27 protein-coding genes and 1 pseudogene are annotated in these 24,279 nt (G+C 67.9%); 9 read left to right on the top strand and 19 right to left on the bottom strand.

The window, feature by feature from the left end:
• Positions 1–18 precede the first annotated feature (18 nt).
• The 4 genes from ABH933_RS08565 to clpB all read right to left on the bottom strand — a co-directional run bounded on the left by ABH933_RS08565 (position 19) and on the right by clpB (position 5,610).
• Positions 19–825, bottom strand: a complete 807-nt coding sequence (locus ABH933_RS08565) for an SDR family NAD(P)-dependent oxidoreductase (RefSeq protein ID WP_429418944.1) — start codon at positions 823–825, stop codon at positions 19–21.
• On the bottom strand, positions 822–1,946 hold the full coding sequence (locus tag ABH933_RS08560; RefSeq protein ID WP_429418942.1) for a hypothetical protein: 1,125 nt from the start codon (positions 1,944–1,946) through the stop codon (positions 822–824). The genes ABH933_RS08565 and ABH933_RS08560 overlap by 4 nt, the downstream gene beginning before the upstream one ends.
• Positions 1,947–2,021: 75 nt before the next feature.
• A complete protein-coding gene (locus ABH933_RS08555; RefSeq protein ID WP_429418940.1) occupies positions 2,022–2,948 on the bottom strand; it encodes a DUF5666 domain-containing protein in 927 nt (308 codons plus the stop codon).
• A 106-nt stretch (positions 2,949–3,054) separates the two neighbouring features.
• A complete protein-coding gene (clpB, locus tag ABH933_RS08550; RefSeq protein ID WP_429418938.1) occupies positions 3,055–5,610 on the bottom strand; it encodes an ATP-dependent chaperone ClpB in 2,556 nt (851 codons plus the stop codon).
• Positions 5,611–5,917: 307 nt separating this feature from the next.
• On the opposite strand from clpB, the gene ABH933_RS08545 reads away from it, so the two are divergent.
• Together ABH933_RS08545 and ABH933_RS08540 are read left to right on the top strand one after the other, a co-directional pair.
• A complete protein-coding gene (locus tag ABH933_RS08545; RefSeq protein WP_215922217.1) occupies positions 5,918–7,078 on the top strand; it encodes a globin domain-containing protein in 1,161 nt (386 codons plus the stop codon).
• Positions 7,079–7,134: 56 nt separating this feature from the next.
• A complete protein-coding gene (locus tag ABH933_RS08540) occupies positions 7,135–7,920 on the top strand; it encodes an FAD-binding oxidoreductase (RefSeq protein ID WP_429418935.1) in 786 nt (261 codons plus the stop codon).
• Positions 7,921–7,933: 13 nt separating this feature from the next.
• On the opposite strand, the gene ABH933_RS08535 is transcribed toward ABH933_RS08540, so the two are convergent.
• From ABH933_RS08535 to ABH933_RS08520, 4 genes are all read right to left on the bottom strand, one after another.
• Complete coding sequence (locus ABH933_RS08535) at positions 7,934–8,581, bottom strand: helix-turn-helix transcriptional regulator (protein ID WP_429418933.1); 648 nt, start codon at positions 8,579–8,581, stop codon at positions 7,934–7,936.
• Between the two features lie 36 nt (positions 8,582–8,617).
• Entirely contained in the window at positions 8,618–8,896 is a 279-nt protein-coding gene (locus ABH933_RS08530; protein WP_429418931.1) for a hypothetical protein, read from the bottom strand.
• Between the two features lie 155 nt (positions 8,897–9,051).
• On the bottom strand, positions 9,052–9,834 hold the full coding sequence (locus tag ABH933_RS08525; protein WP_429418929.1) for an oxidoreductase: 783 nt from the start codon (positions 9,832–9,834) through the stop codon (positions 9,052–9,054).
• Between the two features lie 30 nt (positions 9,835–9,864).
• Entirely contained in the window at positions 9,865–10,554 is a 690-nt protein-coding gene (locus tag ABH933_RS08520; RefSeq protein WP_429418927.1) for an NAD(P)-dependent oxidoreductase, read from the bottom strand.
• A gap of 90 nt (positions 10,555–10,644) precedes the next feature.
• On the opposite strand from ABH933_RS08520, the gene ABH933_RS08515 reads away from it, so the two are divergent.
• Positions 10,645–11,346 (top strand): TetR/AcrR family transcriptional regulator, encoded by a 702-nt coding sequence (locus tag ABH933_RS08515; RefSeq protein ID WP_429418924.1) that lies wholly within the window; start codon positions 10,645–10,647, stop codon positions 11,344–11,346.
• A gap of 503 nt (positions 11,347–11,849) precedes the next feature.
• Here the strand turns inward: ABH933_RS08515 and ABH933_RS08510 are convergent.
• Positions 11,850–12,140 (bottom strand): protein-tyrosine phosphatase family protein, encoded by a 291-nt coding sequence (locus ABH933_RS08510; protein ID WP_429419247.1) that lies wholly within the window; start codon positions 12,138–12,140, stop codon positions 11,850–11,852.
• Between the two features lie 347 nt (positions 12,141–12,487).
• Between ABH933_RS08510 and ABH933_RS08505 the strand changes: the two are divergent.
• Positions 12,488–12,616, top strand: a pseudogene (locus ABH933_RS08505) (IS982 family transposase); the annotation flags it as partial.
• A 25-nt stretch (positions 12,617–12,641) separates the two neighbouring features.
• Here ABH933_RS08505 and ABH933_RS08500 read toward each other — a convergent pair.
• Both ABH933_RS08500 and ABH933_RS08495 read right to left on the bottom strand, forming a co-directional pair.
• Complete coding sequence (locus ABH933_RS08500) at positions 12,642–13,316, bottom strand: DUF899 domain-containing protein (RefSeq protein ID WP_429418922.1); 675 nt, start codon at positions 13,314–13,316, stop codon at positions 12,642–12,644.
• 34 nt (positions 13,317–13,350) lie between these two features.
• On the bottom strand, positions 13,351–13,872 hold the full coding sequence (locus tag ABH933_RS08495) for a pyridoxamine 5'-phosphate oxidase family protein (protein WP_429418920.1): 522 nt from the start codon (positions 13,870–13,872) through the stop codon (positions 13,351–13,353).
• Positions 13,873–13,949: 77 nt separating this feature from the next.
• Here ABH933_RS08495 and ABH933_RS08490 point away from each other — a divergent pair, with 77 nt between their 5' ends.
• Entirely contained in the window at positions 13,950–14,618 is a 669-nt protein-coding gene (locus ABH933_RS08490; protein ID WP_429418919.1) for a winged helix-turn-helix transcriptional regulator, read from the top strand.
• Here the strand turns inward: ABH933_RS08490 and ABH933_RS08485 are convergent.
• The 5 genes from ABH933_RS08485 to ABH933_RS08465 form a co-directional block, all read right to left on the bottom strand.
• Positions 14,595–15,428 (bottom strand): hypothetical protein, encoded by an 834-nt coding sequence (locus tag ABH933_RS08485; protein WP_429418916.1) that lies wholly within the window; start codon positions 15,426–15,428, stop codon positions 14,595–14,597. The two genes, ABH933_RS08490 and ABH933_RS08485, sit on opposite strands and share 24 nt — an antisense overlap.
• A gap of 183 nt (positions 15,429–15,611) precedes the next feature.
• Positions 15,612–15,971 carry a hypothetical protein gene (locus tag ABH933_RS08480; RefSeq protein ID WP_429418914.1) on the bottom strand — a complete coding sequence of 120 codons (360 nt, stop codon included), beginning with the start codon at positions 15,969–15,971 and terminating at the stop codon, positions 15,612–15,614.
• A gap of 38 nt (positions 15,972–16,009) precedes the next feature.
• A complete protein-coding gene (locus tag ABH933_RS08475; RefSeq protein ID WP_429418913.1) occupies positions 16,010–16,456 on the bottom strand; it encodes a hypothetical protein in 447 nt (148 codons plus the stop codon).
• Positions 16,457–17,096: 640 nt separating this feature from the next.
• Complete coding sequence (locus ABH933_RS08470) at positions 17,097–17,315, bottom strand: hypothetical protein (RefSeq protein ID WP_429418911.1); 219 nt, start codon at positions 17,313–17,315, stop codon at positions 17,097–17,099.
• Complete coding sequence (locus ABH933_RS08465; RefSeq protein ID WP_429418908.1) at positions 17,312–17,674, bottom strand: MerR family transcriptional regulator; 363 nt, start codon at positions 17,672–17,674, stop codon at positions 17,312–17,314. Before ABH933_RS08465 ends, ABH933_RS08470 begins: the two co-directional genes overlap by 4 nt.
• A gap of 141 nt (positions 17,675–17,815) precedes the next feature.
• Between ABH933_RS08465 and ABH933_RS08460 the strand changes: the two genes are divergently transcribed.
• The 4 genes from ABH933_RS08460 to ABH933_RS08445 all read left to right on the top strand — a co-directional run bounded on the left by ABH933_RS08460 (position 17,816) and on the right by ABH933_RS08445 (position 19,466).
• The gene (locus tag ABH933_RS08460) at positions 17,816–18,235 is read left to right on the top strand and encodes an Hsp20/alpha crystallin family protein (RefSeq protein WP_429418906.1); all 420 of its coding nucleotides are present in this window, start codon (positions 17,816–17,818) and stop codon (positions 18,233–18,235) included.
• A gap of 29 nt (positions 18,236–18,264) precedes the next feature.
• Positions 18,265–18,582: a hypothetical protein gene (locus ABH933_RS08455; RefSeq protein ID WP_429418904.1), complete on the top strand. Its 318-nt coding sequence runs from the start codon at positions 18,265–18,267 to the stop codon at positions 18,580–18,582.
• Positions 18,583–18,898: 316 nt separating this feature from the next.
• A complete protein-coding gene (locus ABH933_RS08450) occupies positions 18,899–19,141 on the top strand; it encodes a hypothetical protein (RefSeq protein WP_429455017.1) in 243 nt (80 codons plus the stop codon).
• On the top strand, positions 19,098–19,466 hold the full coding sequence (locus tag ABH933_RS08445; RefSeq protein ID WP_429418900.1) for a cold-shock protein: 369 nt from the start codon (positions 19,098–19,100) through the stop codon (positions 19,464–19,466). The genes ABH933_RS08450 and ABH933_RS08445 overlap by 44 nt, the downstream gene beginning before the upstream one ends.
• Positions 19,467–19,524: 58 nt before the next feature.
• Here the strand turns inward: ABH933_RS08445 and ABH933_RS08440 are convergent, their stop codons facing one another.
• The 3 genes from ABH933_RS08440 to ABH933_RS08430 all read right to left on the bottom strand — a co-directional run bounded on the left by ABH933_RS08440 (position 19,525) and on the right by ABH933_RS08430 (position 23,664).
• Positions 19,525–19,782, bottom strand: coding sequence for a hypothetical protein (locus ABH933_RS08440; RefSeq protein ID WP_429418898.1), 258 nt, complete (start codon positions 19,780–19,782; stop codon positions 19,525–19,527).
• Positions 19,783–19,855: 73 nt separating this feature from the next.
• Positions 19,856–22,051: a hypothetical protein gene (locus ABH933_RS08435; RefSeq protein ID WP_429418896.1), complete on the bottom strand. Its 2,196-nt coding sequence runs from the start codon at positions 22,049–22,051 to the stop codon at positions 19,856–19,858.
• 446 nt (positions 22,052–22,497) lie between these two features.
• Positions 22,498–23,664 (bottom strand): globin domain-containing protein, encoded by a 1,167-nt coding sequence (locus tag ABH933_RS08430; RefSeq protein ID WP_429418894.1) that lies wholly within the window; start codon positions 23,662–23,664, stop codon positions 22,498–22,500.
• Positions 23,665–24,279 lie beyond the last annotated feature (615 nt).

Here is a 24,279-nt window from a genome sequence, read left to right as displayed (position 1 = left end):
TTCTCTGCCGTGTCCTTTCTAAGTCCTGCCGCGTGCGTCGAACAGCGCCCGATTGATCCGGACCTGCAGGGATCGCGGGATCATCCCGGCCACCGTGGTGAGCACCTTGTACTGCGCCCCGGGCACGCTGACCACCCTGTCCGCGTCCAGATCGCGCAGCGAACCCGCAACCACCTGATCGACATTCAGCCACATGCGTTTCGGTAGCGATGACATCTCGATGCCGGCCCGATCGTGGAACTCGGTGTGCACGAATCCGGGGCACAGCGCCTGCACCCGGACACCCGTCCCGGCCAGGCCGCCCGACAATCCCTCGCACAAGGATACGACGTAGGCCTTCGATGCCGAATACGTCGATCCCCTCCCCGGAACCAGGCCGGCCACGCTGGCCACATTCACGATCGAGCCCTTCGCCGCGGCGACCATGGACGGCAGCGCGGCCCGGGTGAGCTGCAGCACCGCGGTGACGTTGACGTCCAGCTGGGACTGCAGGCGCGCGGGGTCGATCGTCCAGAACTCCCCGGACAGGCCGAAACCCGCGTTGTTGACCAGGAATTCGACGCCCTCGGACAGCCGGGCCGCGACGCGGTCGCGGTCGGCGGACTCGGCGAGATCGGCGCGCAGCACCTCCGAATGGGTGTCGAAACGCCGGCTCAGCTCGTCGGACAGGGCGGTCAGGCGCCGCTCGTCGCGGGCCACCAGCACCAGGTCGTAGCCGAGGGAGGCCAGGCGCACCGCATAGCCGTGCCCGATCCCGGACGTGGGCCCGGTGACCATCGCGACGGGCCGGATGGCGCCGGGCAGGCGGGCAGCGGACGCGGTCATCGGGAGGCGGGACCCTGATACGGGCGGAACCCAGGATGGAAGGGACCGCCCGGCTGATCGGCCGGTTCCTCCTCGTGCCACTCCTGCTCGGGCTCGGCCTCGCGATGCGAATCCTGCTCCTGCTCCTCCGACCAGGACTCCTGCTCCTCCGGCCAGGACTCCTGCGCAGGCGGCCAGTTGCGGCGCACCCGGCTGCGCGGATCGGGCACGACGGCCAGCGCGGGGCGGCGCGGCGGCTCCGATTCGCCGGCGATGTCCTTGACCAGCGGCGCGTAGTCGTCCTCGTCGTCGTCGGGGTGCGGCACCGGGGGCTCGGTGTCGAACTCCGCGAATCGCGAAGGCGGATAGGGGCGTTCGCGCTCGTCCTCGTACCCGCGATCGTCGCGGGTGGGGGCGTCGTAGCCGTGGCCGGCCGGGAGATCGTCGTGGTCGTCGTCGCGGGGACGCGGCCGGGGACGGCCCGGATCGTGCGACTCGGATTCCGCCGGACGCACGCCCCGCTCGGTGCCACCGGCCACCGGCGGCAACACGTGCAGCAGCCCCGAGAGCCGCAGCACGGCATCGACCGCGGTCTCCCAGTCCCGCGACGACATACCCACCGGCAGCACGCCCAGGGTCCAGTTGCCCTCACTCCACAGCTGCTGGACGCTGCTGGGCAGGGTCTCGATGAACGCCACCATGCGCTGGTCGACGGCGTGCCGCGCGATGTCCGGGTTGGTCGCGAACACCACCCGATCGCCGATCGCGCCGAGCAGCTCCAGATCGGCATCCTTGGGCGGGGCGGCGGTCTTGAGGCGCAGGTCGATGTCGATGTCCGAGCCGATCTGGCGGCGGACCGCGACCAGCGTCGCGGCGTCCTCCAGGTCGAACAGCACGAACTTCTCGCCCTTGCGATTACCGGAGACCACATCGACCGCGGACAGGTACCCGAGCTTGGCCATCGCCCCACGGCGCCAGGTGGCCGCCAGCGCGGGCTCGACCGAAACGTAGGTATAGCCCTGGGCTTTCGCCCAGACCTGCCGCACGTGACCGGTCCGCTGCCGCTGGAGCCGATCGAAATACAACAGCACGATCGCACCGACGAGTGCGACCGCTGCGAGCGCGAACCAGATTGCCGTCATCGCCGCCAAGTCTAGTTGCCACACGCGCGACACGGTGTGTCCGCCAGGCGTGTCAGCGGCGCGATGGTGTCGCGATCACCTCGTCGGGTACGGCACCTGCGTGGTCGAAGCGGGCACCACGGTGCCGATGATCATCTTGGCCAGGATGGTGCCGTCCGGATTCTTGTTGCCCTGCACCACGACCATGTCACCGGCGTGCAAATCGGCCAGGGTGCCCGAGCCCAGCGTGATGACCTGGGTCTTGGCATCGGTGTGCACCGTGATCGTCGAGCCGGAGAGGGAGTCGATGGTCAGCGTGGAACCGTCGTTGGTGGCGACAGTGCCCATCGTGGCGCCGAGATTGTCGTTGCCGGGCAGCCCCGGCAGCGAGGGTGCGACGCTGCCCGGGGTCTGCGGGAAGACCGGGAACTGGGCCGTCGGGGGCCGGCTGGTGTTGAGCGCGGCCGGGGCCGAGGAGGACGACGAATCGTGACCGGCCAGGAAGAAACCCAGCGCGGCCGCGCCGAGCACGACCACCCCGAAGATGCCCAGGCTCAGCAGGACCCATGTTCCGGCCCGGCTGCGCCCCCGCGGCCCGGCGGGCCCCGCGCCCGGAACGTATACGGGAACCGCGCCCGGAACGTATTCGGTCGGGACGTCGTCCGGGCCGTATTCGGCGGTCGGGCCGTACCCGGGGCCGTGCTGCACGGTCGGGTGGTACTCGGTGGGTCCGGCCGGTCCGCCCTGCGCGTACTGCGTCTCGGTCGGCCCGCCCCATTGCGTGTCGTAGGCGCCGGGAGTGTCGTAGACGCCCCACTGACTCTGATAGGGCGGCAGCTGCCGCGTCGCGTTCGGCCCGGGCACCGGTTCGTTGTACGGATAGAACTCGGCCGGAGGGGGCGGGGGCGCCTCCGAATGCTCCCCGGCGTGCGCGCCCTCGGCCGCCCCCGGCCCCCCGATGTGCTCGGTCGGCGTCTCGGGCGAATCCGGTCGCTGCCCCCACGGATCACTCGGATTCGTCATACCGACCAGCGTAGGTCGAGATCCGGGTCGGATGAGGGAACCTCGACGAATGCACGGCATGCCCGGCGGCAGTGCCGCCGGGCACGGGGCATCCGCGCCGGGATTCTCATCGCCCGACGATGAGCCCGTCGCCGTCCGGGGAGACGTTGACCTTCACCACATCGCCGTCGGTGACCTCACCGGCCAGCAGCTCCTTGGCCAGCGAATCGCCGATCGACTGCTGGATCAGCCGGCGCAACGGGCGCGCGCCGTAGGCGGGGTCGTACCCGCGCACGGCCAGCCAGAAGCGGGCAGAATCGCTCACGTCGAGCTTGAGCCGACGCTGCGCGAGGCGCTTGCCCAGCTGGTTCAGCTGGATGTCGACGATCTCCTCGAGCTCCTCCTCGTTCAGGGCGTGGAACATGACCACGTCGTCGAGGCGGTTGAGGAACTCCGGCTTGAACGCGGCGCGCACCGCGCTCATCACGAAGTCCTTGTCGCCACCCGCACCCAGGTTCGAGGTCAGGATGAGGATGGCGTTGCGGAAATCGACCGTGCGGCCCTGGCTGTCGGTCAGACGGCCCTCGTCGAGCACCTGCAGCAGGATGTCGAACACATCCGGGTGCGCCTTCTCGATCTCGTCGAAGAGGACCACCGTGTACGGCCGCCGCCGCACCGCCTCGGTCAGCTGACCGCCCTGGTCGTAGCCGACGTATCCGGGCGGCGCACCGACCAGGCGGGCCACCGAATGCTTCTCGGAGTACTCGCTCATGTCGATGCGGATCATGGCGCGCTCGTCGTCGAACAGGAAGTCCGCCAACGCCTTTGCCAGCTCGGTCTTGCCGACGCCGGTCGGACCGACGAACATGAACGAGCCGGTGGGACGGTTCGGATCGGCCACGCCCGCCCGCGCCCGCCGCACCGCGTCGGACACCGCGCGCACCGGATCGGCCTGCCCGACAACGCGACTGCCGAGTTCCTCCTCCATGCGCAGCAGCTTCTGGGTCTCGCCCTCGAGCATCCGCCCGACCGGAATTCCGGTCCATGCCGACACCACCTCGGCGATATCGTCCGGGCCGACCTCCTCCTTGAGCATCACCTCGCCGTCGGCGGCCGTGCCCGCCTTCCGCTCGGCCTCGGCGAGTTGCTTCTCCAGCTGGGGGATGCGGCCGTACCGCAGCTCGGCCGCCTTGCCCAGATCGCCGTCACGCTCGGCGCGCTCGGACTCGCCCTTAAGCGTCTCGAGCTCTTCCTTGATGACACGCACCCCGTCGATGGCCTGCTTCTCGTTCTGCCAGCGGGCCATCAGCTGGTTGAGCTTCTCGCGATCGTCGGCCAGTTCGGAGCGCAACTTCTCCAGGCGCTGCTTGGAGGCCTCGTCGGTCTCCTTGGCGAGCGCGACCTCCTCGATCTCGAGCCGGCGCACCGCGCGCTCGACCTCGTCGATTTCGACGGGGCGCGAGTCGATCTCCATGCGCAGGCGCGAGGCCGACTCGTCGACCAGGTCGATCGCCTTGTCCGGCAGGAACCGGGAGGTGATGTAGCGGTCGGACAGCGTGGCCGCGGCGACCAGCGCGGAGTCGGTGATGCGCACGCCGTGGTGCACCTCGTACCGCTCCTTGAGCCCGCGCAGGATCCCGATGGTGTCCTCCACCGACGGCTCGCCGACCAGCACCTGCTGGAACCTGCGCTCGAGGGCGGGATCCTTCTCGATGTGCTGGCGGTACTCGTCGAGGGTGGTCGCGCCGACCAGCCGCAGCTCGCCGCGGGCGAGCATGGGCTTGATCATGTTGCCCGCGTCCATGGCCGATTCGCCGGTGGCCCCGGCGCCGACGATGGTGTGCAACTCGTCGATGAAGGTGATGATCTGCCCGGCGCTCTGCTTGATCTCCTCGAGCACGGCCTTGAGCCGCTCCTCGAACTCGCCGCGGTACTTCGCGCCCGCGACCATCGCGCCCAGATCGAGCGAGACCAATCGCTTGCCGCGCAACGATTCCGGCACGTCGCCGGCGATGATGCGTTGGGCCAGGCCCTCGACGATCGCGGTCTTGCCCACGCCGGGCTCGCCGATCAGCACCGGGTTGTTCTTGGTGCGGCGGCTCAGGACTTGTACAACCCGCCGGATCTCGGTATCACGCCCGATGACCGGGTCGAGCTTGCCGTCGCGAGCGGCGGCGGTCAGATCGGTGGAGTACTTCTCCAGCGCCTGGTAGCTGCCCTCCGGATCGGCGGAGGTGACGCGGGCGTTGCCGCGCACCGCGGTGAACGCCTCGCGCAGCGCGTCCGCGGTCGCGCCGTACTTCAGAAGCAGTTGCGAGACATCGGAATCGCCGCGGGCCAGGCCGACCATGAGGTGCTCGGTGGAGACGTATTCGTCGCCGAGCTCGGTGGCCAGCTGCTGGGCGGCGGTGATCGCGGCCAGGGCCTCGCGGCCCAGCTGCGGGGTGGTCGTCGCGCCGGAGGCCCGGGGCAGGCGCTCGACGATGTCCTGGGCCTCGCGTCGCACCGCTGCCGGGTCGACCGCGACAGCCTTCAGCAAGGGGGCGGCGATGCCGTCGGTCTGATCCAGCAACGCCACCAGCAAGTGCGCCGGACGAATCTCCGGATTGCCCGCGGCCGACGCGGCCTGCAGGGCGGCAGTCAGGGCCGCCTGGGTCTTGGTGGTGGGATTGAACGAGTCCACATTCACCTTCCTACTTGTCGTCTGCTGCGCGGGCGGCCCACTCGGCCGCCCACGATCTGTTCAACGCAGTAGAAGTTGAGTCTGTTCCGCTCAAGTTTGAAATTTTTCTCCGGCTCACGCCGCGCTCGTCCCACGCTAACCCGTCGTGCCCACCCGCCGCGAGGATTCGGCCGCGACCGCGGCGGTAGCGTCATCTCCTCATCACCAGGTGATAACCGTGCGACCACGGATTCATCGGGGATACTGGATCGCAGGCCCCGGCAACCGGTGGTCCGCAGAGGTCTGGAGCAGAAGGGATGCTGGAGTCGTGGATGCGCGTTCGGCTGCGCTGGTCCGCGCCGATTTCCGGTCGATCATCGAATCACCGACGGGCCCGGAACGGCTGATCGGCGCGTTCTACGGGCATATGTTCGCCGAGGAGCCCGGGCTGCGCGAACTCTTCCCACCCGCCATGGAGATGCAGGCCAAGCGGGTACTGACCGCCGTGCAGTACGTGCTGGACCACCTCGAGGACTGGGATCGCGCCCAGCACTTCCTCGAGCAGCTCGCCCGCGATCACCGCAAGTACGGGGTGGAGGCGGCGCACTACGACGTCGCCGGGCGTGCCCTGCTCGCGGCCCTGCGCACCTACCACCACGCGGGCGACTGGTCCCGCGGCCTGGAGGAGGGCTGGCGCGATATCAGCATCTTGATCTCCGCATCCATGGCGATCGGCGCGAATTCCGACACCTCGCGGCCGTACTGGGAGGCGACGGTGGTCGGCCACCGCCGCGTCCTGGACGACCTGGCGATCGTGCGGCTGCAGTCCGATACCCCGATTCCCTACCAGGCCGGGCAGTACGTACCGGTGTCGATTCCGCAGCGGCCCCGGATGTGGCGGTACCTGTCCCCGTCGATTCCGACGAATCCGTACGGCGAGATCGAATTTCATGTGCGCAAGGTCCGCACCGGCTGGGTCAGCCCCGCCATCGTCACCGAGACCGAGGTCGGGGACGTCTGGCAGATCGCCGGGCCGCTGGGCGCGCTGCATGTGGACCGCGACAGCGACAGCGACGTGCTGATGATCGGCTCGGGCACCGGCATCGCGCCGCTGCGCGCCCAGCTCATCGAGATGGGGCGGCGCGGGGAGAATCCGCGGGTGCACTTCTTCATCGGCGGCCGCTACCCGTGCGACCTGTACGACGTGGACAACATGTGGCAGCTGTCGCTGAGCAATCCGTGGTTGACGGTGGTTCCGGTGTGCGAGAACGCCTCCAACCCGTGGTGGCACCCGCATCCGCCGGCCGATCCGCCGTTCGGCATGCACCGCAGGCTGATCGGTAACCTGGGTGCGGTGGTGGCCAGCTTCGGTTCGTGGGCCGATCGCCAGATCCAGATCGCCGGGTCGTCGCGCATGATCGCCGACACCACCCGCGCCCTGCTCGCGGTCGGCACGCCCGAATGGGCCATCAGCACGGATCCGGTGTAATCCGGCTCTATATTTCGTAGTGCGGCACAAGGCTTTTCGATCGTTAGGGATGGTGCATGACCCTCGGGCCCGATGAGACCGGCGAAATCCACCTGGGCAGGCCCACCGAATCGCTGGCGACGGTGGTGGGCCATCACCGCCTCCGGCACGACCTCGCGGTGATCCGGCTGATCGGGGAGTACATACCCTTCGCCGCGGGCCAGTCGGTGCAGGTACAGATTCCCCAGCATCCGGGCGTGCGCCGGCGACTCTCGCCCGCGCTGCCCCCCTCGCTGGACGGCAAGCTGGAATTCCACGTGCGGGCCGTCCCGGGCGGGTGGTGCAGCGGCACGATCGTCGCGGACACTCAGCCCGGCGACGAATGGGTGATCACCGAGCCGGAGGGCTGGCTATCGGTCGACGAGGGCGCCACCGATGTGGTGATGCTGGCGGGCGGGACCGGGCTGGCCCCGCTGCGGTCGCTGCTGCTGGACATCTCACGCCGCCCCGAGCCGCCGCGCACCCACCTGTTCATCGGCGGGCGCTTCCCCCGCGACCTCTACGCCTCGGACATGCTGTACCTGCTGACCGGCGAATTGCCCTGGCTCACGGTGGTTCCCGTGGTGGAGAGCTCGGTCGATCCGGACTGGCCGGACCCCTGGTACGACAGCTGCCGCGTCGATGTGGGATTCGACGTCGACGAGATGCTGGAGGGCACGCTGGCCGACGTCGTCGGGGACATGGGCCCGCTGCCCAACCACCAGGTGCTGGTGTGCGGCTCCCCTGGCATGACGCGGGCGACGGTCGATCGCCTCATCCAGACCGGCACCCCGGCGGAATCCATTCGATACGAAGGCGTCTGAGACGCGGGGCCGCCTACTCTCCGGGGATGAAGTCGGCGATCCGGGTGCGCGAGGTGATCCGGAGCTTCTGCAGGATGGCGCTCATCTGCGCATCGACCGTCCGGCGCGACGTGCCGCGCCGGGCCGCGATGACCGAATTGGTGTACCCGGCCGCGACCAGCCTCGAGATTTCCCGTTCGGCGCCGGTGAGGGCGTACCACTCCCGCCCCCCGGCGCGCCGTTCCCGCGTCAGCACCCGCGCGGTATCGATCGTCGCGGCGCCCAGAGCCAGCCGATGCACCTCCTGAGCCTCCGGTTGCAGTGCCGCCCCGTATCTTTCGGTGGCATCGAAAGCATCCCGGCCGAGTACCTCGCTCGCCACCTCGACCGCCTCCTCGGCGATGTCGCAGAAGGCTCCGAGCCGGGTGAGGTCGACGCCGAGCACGGCGCGCAACGTCCGGGTGCCGCCGGCGATCAGGGCGATCTCGGCGGCCGAGGTCAGGCTGCGCGGCCCCGCCGCACCAGCGGCCGCACCGCTCGCCGCGATCATCCGCGCCAGCGCCCAGGCCCGGAAGTGCAGGGCCCACAGGGCAGCCCACTGTTCCCGGGTGGCCACGACGTTCTCCAGCACCGCGCGCTGCAGGTCCAGGGCCTCGTCCACGCGGTCGAGCCGGGTGAGCACGATCGACCAGGTCAGCTCGGCCCAGTGCCGGGTCCACTAAACACCCACGGCGGCGGTACGTTCCAGATATCGCCGGGTGAGCTCGCGCGCCTGTTCGGGCGGTCCCAGCAGCGCGGCCGCGAGCGCCGCGAACTGTGCGCTGGGAATCGCGCCCGAGACGTTCCCGAGACCATCGAACTTCTCGCGGGCGCGCTCGAGCACCGCGACCGCCGCCGGATCCTTCTGGACGACGAAAAGTTCTACGCCCCGGGCGAAGTCGACGGCAGCGGGTAGCTCGAGATCCGCTGCCCGCCAGTCGCCGACCGGCTCCGGCACGCACTCCCGGACGCACTCGTCGAGCAGCCGCGCGGCGTCTCGGGCAGCTGGCGAGGCGAATTCGCGATCCGAAATGCGCTGCCTGGCAGCCCGTTCTCTGGGCCTGGCTGACGTCGGCACCCCAATTTCGCGAAAAGTCACGGAAATCCGTGGCTTCAGATGGTTTTCAGTGCACCTCCGTCGATGTACAGGTCGGTGCCGAGGATGCTGCGGGCGTGGTCGGAGACCAGGAAGGCGACCTGGGAGGCAATTTCGTCGGCCTCGATCAGCCTGCCGGTGGTCATGCCGACTGCGGCGGGTAGCTGGGGAAGGAAATCCTCGATTCCGATCCCGTTGGCAGCGGCCATTTTTCCGCCGGGTCCGTCCGGCGATTCCCAGAATGCGGTGCGCACCGGGCCGGGGGAGATGGTGTTGACTCGGACGCCTTGCGGCCCGAATTGTTCGGCGAGTGCCTTGCTCAGCGCGGTGAGCGCGGCCTTGGCGACGCCGTAGTCGGCGACCGCCGCACCGGGGGCACGGCCGACGATCGATGACATGTTGATCACCGTCCCGTGGCGTTCGATCAGGCTCGGCAGCGCGGCTCTGGTGACCCGGATCGCGCTGAAGAGATTCACATCGAGGGTCCGCCGCCAGGTTTCGTCATCGATGTCGAGGAAACCGTTGATCGCATTGAACTCCGCGCCCCCGACGTTGTTGACGAGGATGTCGACGCCGCCGAGCGTTTCGAGAGCCTGACTGACGAGCTCGGCCGCACCTGCGGGAGTTCCGAGGTCGACGGCGACCGCCGCCGCACCGGTCTCCCGCAACTCTTCGGTGACGGTGCGGGCGGCCCCGATCACTCGAACGCCTTCCGCGATCAACCTCGCCACGATGGCCAGCCCGATGCCCCGGCTCGCGCCGGTGACGATCGCGGTACGTCCGTTGAGTCCCAGATCCATTCGTACTCCTTGTTTCTCAGTAGCGGTGTCTCAGTAGCCGACGGTGAAACGGCGCTGAACGAATCGCGGCTGCTCGACCTCGTCGAGCAGAGCGATGGCGAGGTCGGGTGCGGAGATATGGCTGGTGCCGTCCGGGCGTAGCAGGATTTGGTCTCCGCCGATCCGGAAACGACCGGTCCGCTCGCCGCCTGGACCGATTCGCAGCGCCGACGGGCTGAGGTAGGTCCAATTGCGGTTGGACTGCCGGTAGAGGTTGAGCGCGTCCCGCAACGCCCGCACCACTGCCCCATACTCGACGGGTACTTCGAGGTCCTCGATCAGGCTCCGCTCGAATTCCGCTCCGCCGTCGACGATCTGCTGTCCCGGCGAGATCTCCAGACTGCCCGCTCCGCCGACCGTGATCACTCGCACCGACGGGTGCCGGTTCATCGCGGCGATCATCGCCTTGGCCCCGGTGACGAAGTTGCCCGCATGGGCAATGGTGTCGGGGACGCCGTATCCGGCGTTGACAGCGCTGATCACCACATCGAGTCCAGCGATGGCCGCGGCGATGCTGTCGGTGTCCAGCCAGTCGGCGACCTGCCAGTCGACCTGGCCGCGGTCGGCGGGGAAACGGGCTGCGTCGCGAGCGAACGCGGTGACCCGATGTCCACGTCGTTCGGCCTCGCGCACCGTCTCGCTGCCTATCACCCCGGTCGCGCCGAAGATTCCGATGTTCACGATACTCCTCCGACTACACTGCGTGCATTTACTACACGCTGTTCAGTAACAGCACTGCAGATACTAGCCGCACGGGGTAAAGTGTCAACCGTGGCCGAAGTCGTACAGCGTCGCCGGGAGCGCCTACGGGCGCAGACCGCCGAGGACATCAAGGCGATCGCGCTGCGGCTTTTGGCCGAGGGTGGTCCGGACGCAATCTCGTTGCGCGCCATCGCCCGTGACATGGGCATGACCGCCGGTGCCATCTACGGCTACTACGCGACCCGCGACGACCTGATCACCATGCTCATCGGCGATGTGTACGGCAGGCTGGTGGATGCGGTGGAGACCGCACGCGACCAAGTTCCGGCGGACGATGCGGCCGGCCGCGTGGTGGCCTGGGGCGAAGCGGTGCGCCGCTGGGCGCTGGCGAATCCCGAAGGCTTCCGGCTCATCTACGGCGATCCGGTCCCCGGATATCAGCCACCGCCGCGCGGTCCGGCGGCTGAGGCCGGGGCGCGAGCCTGTACCGGACTGGTCGGCCTGGTAGCCGCGGCCTGGCCCCACGCAGCCGCGCTACAGGACGACCCCGCCGTCACCTGGTCCGATTTCGACGCCGACCTGGCCGCTCACGTTCAGGCCGATTTTCCCGAACTGCCGCCCTCCGCCGTGGCGCTGGCGTTGCGGGCCTGGGGTCGCATGCACGGGCTGATCGCACTGGAGATCTACGGTCATCTCGGCCCGCAATCCCACGATCCCGCAAAGCTCTACCACGCTGAGATGGTGGACCTGGTGCGTTCCCTGGGGCTGTGATCCCTCGGATCGCTACGAGCTAGTGCGTTCACCACGAACGTTTGCCGGTTCAACAGCTACGCGGGGTGCCGGTAGCTTTCGCCGGAAATCGGGTGGATATGCCGTAATCCGTTGGACTGCAACAGATTAGAGGTACATCCTGAATGCAGGGTGGCGGTAAGGATCGTGCCACCTGGTACATGAGCCTGGTCAGAGGCACGCCTTCCGCTCGGGGCGATCCCCGGTCCTCGCATCAGATGCGAGACCGTTCCGCATGACGGGGGTCCACCGGAACAGACCGCGGAACACCTCAACGGACCGGCACGCAAGGTCGCAGATATCTCCGAATCAGCCGCGCCGGACGCAACCGGCCGGCCGGTCGGTGAACCTTCAAGAGGTGAAGGTGACCGATCTGGCCGGATGGAGTTCCGGACTGCGCGCGAACGACAACGGCAACGGCTTGACCAGCCCCCAACCACTAGATGGATGATTCCAAGGGGTGTGGTGGGAGCTCCGGCCGCTAGTCAGGACAGCAGCCGTCGGGGAAGTTCGTTGGTCCATTCGCGTTGCTCGGGGGTGTCGGGGACGGTCAGCCCGCGAGCTTGCTCGAGTCGATTCCATGCCGTGTCGGGGTCGGTGCCGCTGATGACGAGGAGCGCGGCGGCCAGCAGCGATGCGCGGCCGATGCCGAAGCGGCAGTGGGTGAGGACGTGTGCGCCGTCGTTCAGTGCCGCCGCGAGGTGCTGGAGGGTCGGCAGCACGCTGGCCCGGTCGGGGACGCCGCGGTCGACGATCGGGATGGAAACGAACTGCAGGCCCGCCTAGCGTGCTGTGCGCGCTTCGGCTCCGTGGTCGCACTCGTAGAGTTCAGCGACGGTGAGCGCGCAGACCAAGTGGTCGACGCCGGAGGCCTTCAGAGCGTCATCTCGTCTTCGAGCCACTCTCCGCCGCGTGGCTTGGCCATGATGCTCAGCCATTTGGGACCCTGATGGTCAACGGTGTAAAAGTTGGGGTGCATGCGCATGTTCATTGCCTCGGGTTGTGGTGGTTGTTTACGGAAATCGGCATCGCGAAGTCAGGCTGAACATCGAAGATGTTGCCGGGCAAGGGTTTTGCGCGCTGTCCGGCGTGATTCGGGGCAAGGTGCCCGTAGATCAAGGGTGTGAGCAATGACATCGACACCCTCGCCACGGCACTGTATGTCACTACCGACGACCTGTTGACCGCCCGCCCGGATCTGCGGCCGTGGCGACCGTCGATCGGGTTTGCCCCACGGTTGACCGACGCCGAGCCCACCCGACCTTGGGATCATTCATCTAGGCGTTGTATTCGTCGTGGAGGTGCCACCATGAATACGGTGAGGTCTGCGGCCATCCATCGGGAGAGTCCTCCCAGGTTTCCTGTCTGCCGAGGGGGGTCAGGTCGAGCAGGTTGAAATCGATGCGGAGCCGGTCGACACCGCGTGCGGTCGTGTAGTAGGTGCGGTAGACGCTGTCACGATCGCGCAGGAAGACGCTCAGGCCGAATCCGCCGCCTGTTCCGCAGTCGGCGTCGAAGTCGGTGTGCTGTGAGGAGTACCAGGGCACGGTCCAGCCCATGCGCTGTTTGAACGGTTCGATCTCGGTGAGCGGGCCGGGGGAAACCAGGGCCAGTGTGGTGTCGCGTGCGTGCAGGTGAGCCAGGTGGCCGATGTTGTCGGTGAAGCTCGAACAGCCGAGGCAGTGATGGCTGCCCGGCCACATGAAGTGGTAGACGATGAGCTGGCGGCGGTGCTCGAACATGTCGAGCAGGTCGGCTTTGCCGTCAGGTCCTTCGAAGACGTAGTCGGTGTCGAAACCGACCATGGGCAGCCGGCGGCGTTCGGCGGCCAACGCGTCCAGCGCGCGGGTCAACTCTTTTTCCTTCGCCAGGAGCTCGTCCCGGGCAGCCTGCCACTGCTCGGGTGAGACCACGGCGGGAAGGGCCGGCGGCGGGCTGGTCTGAGAGTTCATCGGTTCACCATCGCTTTTCAGTGTCTCGGTCCTTCTACCGGTCGGCGCCGAATGCGGCCAGGACGGGTTCGGGCGTACGGCGCGCGAACCGCTCTTGGAAATCGAGGACTCCGACCCAGGTCGGGCGCAGGCCGATCCGGACCATCCGCAGGCCGGGCTTGTCGATCGCCTCGAGGTAAGCGGTTCCGGCCTCGTCGCCCATCACCTGGCGCTGCATGGTCGCGTATTCCGGGAGTACGCCCGGAGCCTCGGTCAGCGACACCTTCCCGCGCAGCATGAGCACCTGAGGGGGGCTGTCGGTGGTGTCGACGCAGATCGCGACGTCGGGACGGGCCCGCAGGTCCCGGACCTTGTACGTTCCGGCGAAGGCGCCGATGACCAGTTCGTCGCCGGTCCAAAGGAAGTTGACCGGGATCACGCGGGGTGTCCCGTCCTTGCCGTTGTAGGCCAGGCGTGCCACCAGGGATGTGGTGAGCAGTCGCTGAGCCGTGGAGGTGTCCAGCAGTCGCACGTCACCTTGCGGCAGGCTCGCCGCTTTGCTGTTCAAGAAGCCCATGGCTCCAAACTAGGCGGAGCTACTCCTAAAAAACAAGCATTATTCCTAAATTAGGATCGACTGCTATTCTGGTTGCCATGAACGGCAGGCGTAGCTATGGGGATCCGTGCGGTGTGGCCCGCAGCCTCGATGTCATCGGTGAACGGTGGGCCCTGCTGGTGGTGCGTGAGCTCCTGCTCGGCCCCAAGCGCTTCAACGACCTGCTCGCCAGCCTGCCCGGTGTGAGCCCGAACGTATTGAGCCAGCGGTTGCGCGACCTGGTCGACCACGGTGTCGTTCACCGTCGGGACCTGGGGGCACCGGCTCGCGTCCACCTCTACGAGCTGACCGAATGGGGGCGCGAACTGGAACCTGTACTGCTCCAGCTCGGTCGGTGGGGAAGCCGGGCTCCGCTCCCACCCGATCGCGAACTCGGCCTCGACTCGCTGCTGCTCGGCATCAAGGCCGGTTTCGACCCAGCGCGTGCCGACGAACTCCACGGCACCTACGAGTTCCGCGTCGGCGCCGACACCTACGTTGCCGAAGTCACCGACGGCTCCGTTCAGGTCGGCCGCGGGCGCGCGGAGCGACCCGACGCAACGCTCACCATCGACATCGACACCTTGCGGGCCGTGTGCGCCGGCCGACGCACCCTGGCCGACGCGGTCGGTTCCGGCGATCTACACCTCGACGGCGACCAGCACGCAGCAGCGCGCCTGACCGACCTGCTCCTGGCACCGTTCTCAACGCTGCCGACCATCAGCTGACCGCGTGTCCATCATCCGAGCTCCCGCGCAACTGTTGATGTTGTGCTGGGTTTGGACCAACCCAGGCCCTTGGCCGACGATGCCGGAGTTGTTGCCGACGTGCATGTGGTACTGGTCGCTCGTGCCACCGTTGACGTGCACCTGAACGGCAGCATCAGCTTGCCCGCGGGAGGGCAGCTCGTCGAGAGGCAGATCCTTCGTCATGTCCATCACCATTTCCAGGAGAGCGGTACGCACGGTTCCGAGCAACCCCACCAATGTAGGCGTCAATACCTGGAAGTAGATGCGCCGCACGGCCGTTGGCCACTCCAACAGCTTGGTCCACTCGGCGGCGAGGATCGGAAACCCCGACAACCCCATCGTGATGGGTTCGTCGCTGGAGCCCGCCATAACCGCCAGCTTCTCGACAGGATCGGTGATGCACAGCTTTTCGGGTACGTACTCACGCAGGTCAGCGGGAACAGAGAATCGGCTGAGCTGCTTGGTTTCCCTATAAGGGCCCGCGCTGACCTCGACATAGAGCGGTGCCGCCAACATTCGATACGCCGGCAGCGGGTCGTTGTCTCCGTAGCCCTTGAGTTTCCGCGAAGCCCACAACCTCAAGTCGTCGGACCCGGTAACGGCACCGAGCATGAGGCACTTCCTCAGCAACCCCGCCAGGGGTTCGTGCTCGATCTCCGACACGGTCTCGAAGATCGCGGAGCAAATCGGCATCAGCCATGGGGAAAAGCTTGCCACTACCGGCCGACGAGTCACCGTGCACACCCCCGCGCGGAAAGGCTGGGCGGAAACCGGTACCCCCTTGCTCACCGCTACGGACCTGTTCGCCGGTGGAGGTGGCAGCTCTAGAACTTGCCGGACAGGTGTCAGGAAAGTGGCAGGCAGGAACCCAGATGGCCGCGCGTCGTCAGGTTCGGGACTGTGGCGCTGGCGTCTACCCCAAAACGACAGGGCGGCTCGCCGGTTCGACGAGCCGCCACGTTCGGCGCGGGGTCAGCTGTTCACGGACGGTTCGGATTCGGCCGGCGGAGTGACCGTCGACGCGGGCGCGTTCCCGGGCACCGGTATGCCCGGCGGCAGCGCCGGCAATCCGGGCGCCTTCGCCTGGGTGAAGGCCGCGGCCATGGCGACGGACAGCAGCAGACAGGCCTTGGGTATGCCGGTCACGAGTACCGCCGCCGCGGGGTGCAGCTGGTGCAGGTGGCCACCCAGGCGCAGCCCGTTGCCGATCATGGCCAGGCCGAGCCCGGTCCCGGCGACAGCATCGAAAACCCAGCGCGCCCAGCTCTCGTGCCACTCGGGCACGAACCGCACCCGGCAGCAGAAGGCCTGCGCGGTGGTAACCGCATCCAACAGGACCGGACTCCGACCAGCAGATGGATGCTACTTATTCAGTGTTCGCCCGAGTTCTCGTCTCTGTCCTTGCCCTTGCCCCCCTTACCTTTGCCCTTGCCCTTACCTTTGCCCTTGCCTTCACCCTTGTCCTCGTTGTCGGCACCACCCGCGCTGCCGCCATCATCAGAACTCTGCGGGTCGAAGATCTGCACGGGTTCGACAGCACCAGCCCGATTCCTGTAGTCGGTGCCCGTGGCACCACTGAGCAACCTGCCTGTGTCGTGCCGTTCGTCACGGGCCTTGCCGGTGCGATCATCAACGGTCGCGCTCATCGGTGCAGGCTTCTCGGCTTGGGCCAAGGTCTTGCCGGACTCCGGAGCGGTTTGCTTCCCCACTCGCCCTTCTCCCGATCCCGGGTCCAACACCTGGGCGGTGGCCACGCCTGCGGACAGGAAGACGGACAGTATGCCGACCGCGGCGGCGGTCGCGATTTTGTGAATCAACGTATAGCCCCTTCTCGTGCCGGAAGTGGTACGTGTGCGATCAACCGATCCAGCCTAAAAGCGGGCAGAAGCCTCGTCCCTGACCCTCAGTCCTGCGGCGATTCCCGCTATCGGGGGGCGGAGGGGAGTTCCGCTGGTGGCTCTGAGCAAGCTCTGACCGTTCTTTGATCCCGCTCGCGTCCGATTCAGGCCGTTCGGCCCCTCGAGCCCGAAAGGGCAGTGGATGATCGCCGCAGTTGCGCATGCTGGAATGCGCACCCGGCGCCGCTGAATGTGTCCCTTCGCGCAGAGCGGCACCGGATCCGGTGGGCTCGCCCAAAGCCGCACCGGGCTCGCGGTCCGGGTGTCCGCGGGGTAGCGCCGGGTGGCGTTCGTCAGCGGGCCGCTATGTCGAACAAGGTCAGCTCCCGCACCTGGAGGTTGCACCCCGGGCAGCGAGATCACCCGCATCGAATGGCGCTACCTCAAGCCGGGCGGGCAACAGGGCGTGCTGTTCTGACCCCTTCTTCTCCGCACGCCCGTTGCGCGACACCCTGTTCTGACACCGCCGCAGGTCAGCCGGGAATGCTGCCGAGGATCGGGCGGATATGGTGTAGCAGCTGTTCCCGGTGCCGGAACGCGGCTCATTGGTGAGGTCGTGTTACGTGCTGCAAATCGCCTGCAGCGCTTCGATCCCGGCGCGCAGGTGGGCGGCCACGACCTCGGTCGAGGCGAGCGTGACCTGGTGCTGCTGCTGGATTCTTTCGATCTGGCGCAAGGTCTGGAGGTCTCGGGCGATGTCGTCGAGGACCGAGCGGATCTGTTCGGACGTTCCGACACCGGTGGTGTCTGGCCGCGCGGGAGCGGAGGTGCCGGTCATGACCGATCGCGGTGGTCGCGGAGCTGGTCGCGTTCGGCGGTGAGTGCGGCGTTGGTGTCGCGCAGTTCGGTGTTGGCGTCTTCGAGGTCCAGGATGCGCGCGATCGCGGCGAGGTTGACCCCTTGCCCGGCCAGGATGGCGATGCGCGCGAGGCGTGCCACGTCGTCATCGCTGTAGCGGCGGGTCCCCCCGGTACTGCGCGCGGGGGTGAGCAGCCCGTGCTGCTCGTACAGGCGCAGCGAATGCGTTCCCATCCCGGACAGCTCAGCGGCCACCGAGATCCCGTACACCGCCTGGCCCGGCCCGGGCCGGTGACCGCGCCCAGACCCGGGCGGGTGGTTGTTCCGATCAGGCAACATGTGTGTTCCTCTCTCGCTGCCTCCAGATTACCTTGCCACGATGCTTGCACTCACCTAGCTAGAGTGCTAAAACAAATCTAAGTCAAATGACAGAGGTTATCTGAACCGACATCGAGATTGGAGTGAGTGGAGGTGGCGACCATGTTGATGCGCACCGACCCCTTCCGGGATCTGGATCGTTTGACCCAGCAGGTGTTCGGCACCCCGGCCCGCCCGGCGGTCATGCCGATGGACGCCTGGCGCGAGGGCGATGAGTTCTTCGCCGAACTCGACCTGCCCGGCATCGACCCCGAATCCCTCGATCTGGATATCGAGCGCAACGTGGTGACCGTGAAGGCCTCGCGGCCGGAACTGGATCAGGGCCGGAGCATGATCGCCGCGGAACGCACCCGCGGAGTGTTCTCCCGCCAGCTATTCCTGGGAGAGAACCTCGACACCGACGCCATCCGCGCCGAATACCGCGACGGGGTACTGCGCCTGGTGATCCCGGTCGCGGAGAAAGCCAAACCCCGCAAGATCGAGATCACCCGCCACGACGAACGCCAGGCGATCAACGCCTGACCCGCGCGGCATCACGGCAGGATCCTGTGATGGCACCCGCGAGGATGTACGCGATCGGTCTCTCACCGGCCGAGACCGTCGCGGAGCTGTCGTGGCCCGAGGCCCGGTTGCTGGAACTCGATCCGGATCTCGAGGCGTTGTTCGCCGAGGTCGACCAGGTGCTGTGTGAGGCCCGGGCCCGGTGGTGGCCCCTGCCACCGCGCGAGCCTCACATGCGCCGGCCACGGCCCGGCCAGCGCCGGCGGCAGCGGGCCACCCGGCTCCGCGGCCGCCGACCGGGCGCCGAGCCGGCCCGCCAGCGCGCCCCACCCCTCAAGGGCGCGGCGGCCGGTCTCGGTACCCGATGAGCAGTGAGAGCGAGGTGATGCCCGTCAACAACGCAAACCACACGAACCGTTCTCGAACACCAAGCGCTTCCGCGCGATCGGGACGGCGGCCCGGCCGGCAAGGACCTGCACACCGGCACCAGCCGCCGGACACCACGTCCAGCGCGTGCACAGCCACTGTGGGTGGCATCTGCAGGCAGGCACGAGCCGCGTCCCGCGCGGGAGCACCACGACAACCTCACGTTCACAATCCATCCGCCGACGGGTGAGCCCGGTCAGCGCCCAGGACTTCCGGGCTCACCCGGCCTTTCCGACTTAAGGAAGGGGACTCATCGTGATGAGCACCTGGCCCGCCACCCCGGCAGGCAGCGACTTCGACCGCGCCCAACAGAACATCCTCGTCCGCGAGGACGACCGCCACATCGGCCTGGACACCACCGTGCTGCGCCCGCCGCCCGAAGCAGTGCGCGCGGTGATCGACCCCGCCGACCTCACCGACCGTATCGACCAAGCCTGGATCACCCCACTGGACCTCGATGACGACCGCGACGACGACTCCGACTACGGCCCCGCCCACTGACCACCACAGCACCCCGGGCGGGTCGGCCCGCACCGCGACCACACGGCACCACCCACGCACCCGCGAGCAGGAAGAACCGGCGCGCTGGCAACACGGGCAGGTCGCCTGGTTCAACACCGAGAAGGGCTTCGGGTTCCTGACCCCCGACACCGGCCCCGCAGTGTTCGTCGACCACCAGGTGATCGAGGTCTGCGGGTTCAAGACCCTGGTGGACGGGCAGACGGTGGTGTTCACCGCCGCCCACACCCCACGCGGGCCCGAAGCCACGCGCGTCGTGCCCTACAGGTCGACGGCCTCGATGGCGGCGACGTTGGCGCGCCGGTAGCGCGTGTGCTCGGCGCCGGCGCTGCGAATGGCGTTGGGACGCCACTCCATCAGGGGCTTCACCGGGCACTCGTCGGGAATGCTCTGCTGCCACCGGCGCGTATCGGCCGGGAAGTGATCGGGGTCGTGCATGTGATGCGCACGGCCGCCCGGTAGCCGATGACCAGCGTCGCGGGCACGCCCGGGGACAGCTCCACCGGCACGAGCGAGCCGTAGGTCTCCCGCATCCGGCGATAGCTGGCGTGCGGATCGGCGGCGAACTCGGACGAGTACAGCGCCACTCGCTGGCCAGCACTGGCGATCGGCGAATCTGTCACGGCTCCACCTCGCTGGCGCTCGGCTCCGCCGTGCCCGGGGCTGGCTGTGTCATGGTGCCCTCGCTGCGCTCGGTCACACCGGCCTCAATTCGATCACAGTCCGGTCGTGCAGGTCGACGACGATGCGGGCGGCGCCGTGATCGTCGGCGCGGATCGAGGGTTCGTGGGCGCCGTGCGCGACATAGGTCCGCCCGGGCTGCAGCCCGTCCAGCACGAGCCCGAATCGCCCGGGCTGCAGGCCCGGCCGCAGGACGGCGTCCAGACCCGTGCCGTCGGTGACGGCACGGGCGACCATCACGTCCGGATACGGCACCTCGACGATCCGCGGGCCCAGGTCCCAGGACCGGGGGCGCGGGGCGGACATCATGTCGGAGAACGCGAACGGGCGTCCAAGCCCGCCCATCCCGAGCATGCCGTTCGCGTGCACCGAGGCAGCCCGGAAATCCCGGACGCCGGGCCGGTCCGCGGATTCGACGAAGCCCAGCTGATCGACCGCCGCGCGCCACAGCTCCGCGTGCCAGTCCTGATCGCCGAATTCGTTGGCCAGCAGCATCGCTGCGGCGAGCGATTCCGCGTTGGTCGCCGAGCGCGAGCCCCAGTCCTCGGCGGTCGGGGATTCCTTACCGGCCGAACCGGATTCGAGGTAGCGGCCGGTTTCCAGCCAGTCCCGGCGCAGGATTTCCCAGGCGCGCCAACCGAGTTCGGGTAGCAGCGTGACCAGGAACGCCGAGATGCCCGCCGTCGTGGTCGGTCCGCGGAAGGCCCGGGCGGTCAGTCCCAGGCCGGAGACGAGGAAGGTGACGATATCGCCGTCCGCGGCGGTGAATTCGGTCTCGAGGGCATGGCGTAGGCGCGGCGCCAGCTCGGCGGCGTGCCCGGTGCCGTACAGCGCGTCCGAGATGGCCAGGCCGGCCGCGCTGACCGCGTTGCAGTAGGGGAAGACCAGCCCCCGGGTGCGCGAGCGGCCGACCGGGACCGGCTCGCACGGCCACAGGCACAGCTCACCGCCGAAGTTGCGCAGGACGATGTCGTTGATCGCGTCGCGGCCGTAGGCGACCGAGCGATCCCGCGACCACCGGAACTCGAGCGCGGCCGGGTCGCGGTAGCGCAGGTCGCCGGTGGCCTGTTCGAACATGCCGAGCTGCAGGTTGAGGTATCCGGTGAACATGATGTTCTGCGGGACGTCGATCGGGTCGCTGCGACGCCGGATGTCCCAGTTGCCCAACAGGTTTTCCCAGTACCAGTAGCCCCAGACCTTGGTGTCCTGCATACGGTCGATCAAGTTGCGCTGCGCGGTGTGCAGCGGACCGGCCAGAGCCGGGGTGTGCGCGTAGTTGTACATCGACAGCGCCCAGCCCAGCGCGTTGAGCTGGTATCGGTACTGCTGCAGCGGCCCCGGGCCCTCGTCGTCGAAGCCGTGCCAGTCCTCCAGCGGCTGCATGGCAATGCTGAGCAGATGACGGGTCAGGGCGAGCTGATCCGGAGTCGCCTCCGACACCACCGGCGCGGTGGCGGGCTGGCGCAGCGGCACCGGGTTGGTGCGTGCCGGGGTCTGCCGTTCCCGGAGGAACTGTGCGCGCTCGGCGCCGACGCGCTGGGCGGCCTTGTGCCGGACCAGTTCGCGGATCATGCCCGCGGCGGTGCCGCCGAGCGCGATCAGCAGTGCGGCCCAGCCGAACCAGGACAGTGAGCCGGCCATGTCACCACCGGCCATGTCGCCGTGGTACCCGGCGAGCCCGGCGCCGACCGCCGCGGACACGACCACGATCGCGGGCAGGGTTACATAGTCCGAACGCGCGATGGACCGGAACATGTACGCCCAGCCGGCGGCGAGCAGGACCCCGAAGAAGGCCATGACGTGGCTGACGAGGACAACAACGGCGGGCGCGATCCACACACCGACGGCCAACAGCGACAACAGGACCACAACACCCACGGCCGCCAATGCCCGATGGCCGCGCAGCGCCAATCCGGCCAGGCAGATCTCCACGGCAATGAGTACGGCATGCCCGGCGATCATCGCCGCGCCGAAGTGATCGTGCGGCGAAGGCATCGCGACCAGCAGCCCGGCACCGGGGACGATCAGTCCGGCGCCGAAGGCACGCCAGGGGATCGAGAGCCCCAGCGCGGCGGGGGCTACCGCCGCGACCACCCACACCACCACAACCACGGACACGGTGCGCGTCCACCACCGCGAGACCAGCGGTCCTCGCAGGCGAGGCGCGGAGCTACCCTCGACTACCGCGCTCGTATCGACCGCCGAGCTCATAACGCCTCCGCGACTCGGGAGACAACCAGTTCCGGGGCGACGCCGACCTCGGCGAGCACCGCACGAACGGGACGGGACGCACTGCGGCCCCGAACCGTTCGCCACACGTTCCGGACCTCGGGCCCGAGGAGCATCAATCCCCCCAGCAACAGACAACACACCACGACCAGCGCACCTCCTCGACGGTTCCCTCGTCCCGTCTCGAAGTAGCGTGAATACCTAAGTAGCCGGTCCCACATCGGTATGCGTCCCGGTCCCGGACCGGTGGCGTAGAAGGCGAAACCGCCGCCTGAGGGGGGTTATAGACAGGACAGTGGGCTTTCGCTGAGCGAGGCCTGGCGGAGCAGCTCGACGTGATGCGTATCGGGCCGTCGTACGAGGCTCGCGCTCAGTCCCGGACCTTCGCGGAAACGGCGGAATCACCTCTGCCGGAACACATCCTCCCCTCAGAACAACGGGTCGTGCCGGATGCTGGCACCCGGGGTGCCCGCGGCCATCAGCCGGAACTTGGTGGTCTGCACCATCGACGGCGAACCGACGATCTGCACGTCCCGGTCCGCCCAGGGCCCGTAGCTCGCCACCACCCTGCCGATCTGGCCGACCCGGCGCGGGTCCAGGCCCGGCAGCTCGCGCGAGGGTTCCCCGGAATCGAGGTACCACCAGGGGTTTTCATTGCTCTCGGCGACGGGCGTGACGGTCAGCCACTTGTTGGCCACGGCCAGCGAGCTCAGCATCTCCAGGTCGTACAGGTCGCAGGGATGATGCCCGCCGACGAACAGATGCACCTTCGGGTTGGATCGCCGCTGCGTCATCGCCATGAGTTGTGCACGCAGCGGGGCGATTCCGGTGCCACAGCCGACCATCAGCATCTTGCGGCGGGTGTTGCGCGGGACGCCGAGCCCGCCCAGCGGCGAGCCCAGCAGCCACTGATCGCCGACCGCGGTGCGCATCATCGCCGGGCTGACCCAGCCGCCGGTGACGCTGCGGATGTGAAACTCGATCTCCCCGTTGTCATTGGAGGGAACAGCCGGGGACAGGTACCGCCACATCCGCGGGCGCGCGGGAATCTGCACGCTCATGTACTGACCGGCGGCGTACCGCATCGGCTGATCCAGCTGCAGCCGCACGATGGCCAGATTGCTGAGCGTCTCGCGGCGCTCGATCACCGTGCCGGTCCACACCGGCGGCGTGTCCTCCTGCTCGGCGGCGGCCATCATGGTTCCGGCGATCAGCTCGACGGCCTCGTCCCAGGCGCGATCGACGTCGTCGGTCCACAGCTCGGTGCCCGCATTGGCGCGCAGCGCGACGGTCAACGATTTCCCCACGGCCGCATAGTGTTCCGCGGTAACACCGTACTTGCGGTGATCGCGGCCGAGCTGCGCGAGAAAGGGCAGCAGCTTGTCCGGATCTTCGAGTTCGTCGACGACGTAGCCGATCGCCTTGACCAGCCGGTCGCGCTGGGCCTCCAGGGCCGCGGGGAAGAAGTCACGGATGTGCGGGTGCTCGGTGAACAAGATCGCGTAGAACGAGCGGGCCAGATTTTCGGGCCCCGACTCATTCGCAGCAACCGCCTTGAACGTCGTTCTTATCAATGCGATGGTCTGCGAATCCATTTGTCTCACAACCCCATTTCACACTCGAGCAAGAGCCTGGCCGCGGGTGGTGCACTGGCGGTCAATCGACAGCAGCCGATGGAGACCGAGTGTAGGCGAGGTTTGCCAGCAACGGAACTGGTCGTCTAAACAACGGGAATGTAATTCCCCAAAAACCAGGATAGGGCGCGTATAGCCCCATGGAAACAGACCGTTTACCAGGGACACGCCGGGTGATAGCGGCCAAACCCTCAGCGAAATACCAGTATTCATTTTGCAAGCCTCACGTTTGCAGCGATCATCCTGCAACCGCCGAGAGCTCGGACCGCGACCCCGCCCCTCCGCTCGGCACGCGCGGCTGGCAAGCTTCGAGCCACCTCGAGACAACTTCGGCACGAATGTCTCACCCGCGCTGTGTATCTCTTCCATCTGCAAGCACAGCACATATCTCGCAACAAAACGCAGTCCTGCGAACCGCGCGCACGAGGACGACCGGCCGGCCCATCACGCGGCGAACTACCTCAGCGCCCGATCCGGTACCACGATGGCGATTTCCCCGATAGCCGAGCGCATCTCGGTCAGACCTTCGAATAGCGGTCACGCGGCCCGCGCGCCCGGGTGAGCCTGCCGCCGTCT

The sequence above is a fragment of the Nocardia sp. GP40 genome (assembly GCF_050434125.1).
GTDB classification, from domain to species: Bacteria; Actinomycetota; Actinomycetes; order Mycobacteriales; family Mycobacteriaceae; genus Nocardia; species Nocardia albiluteola.
Note: the sequence above shows the minus strand (reverse complement) of the source record. Positions and strands in the feature narration are given on the sequence as shown.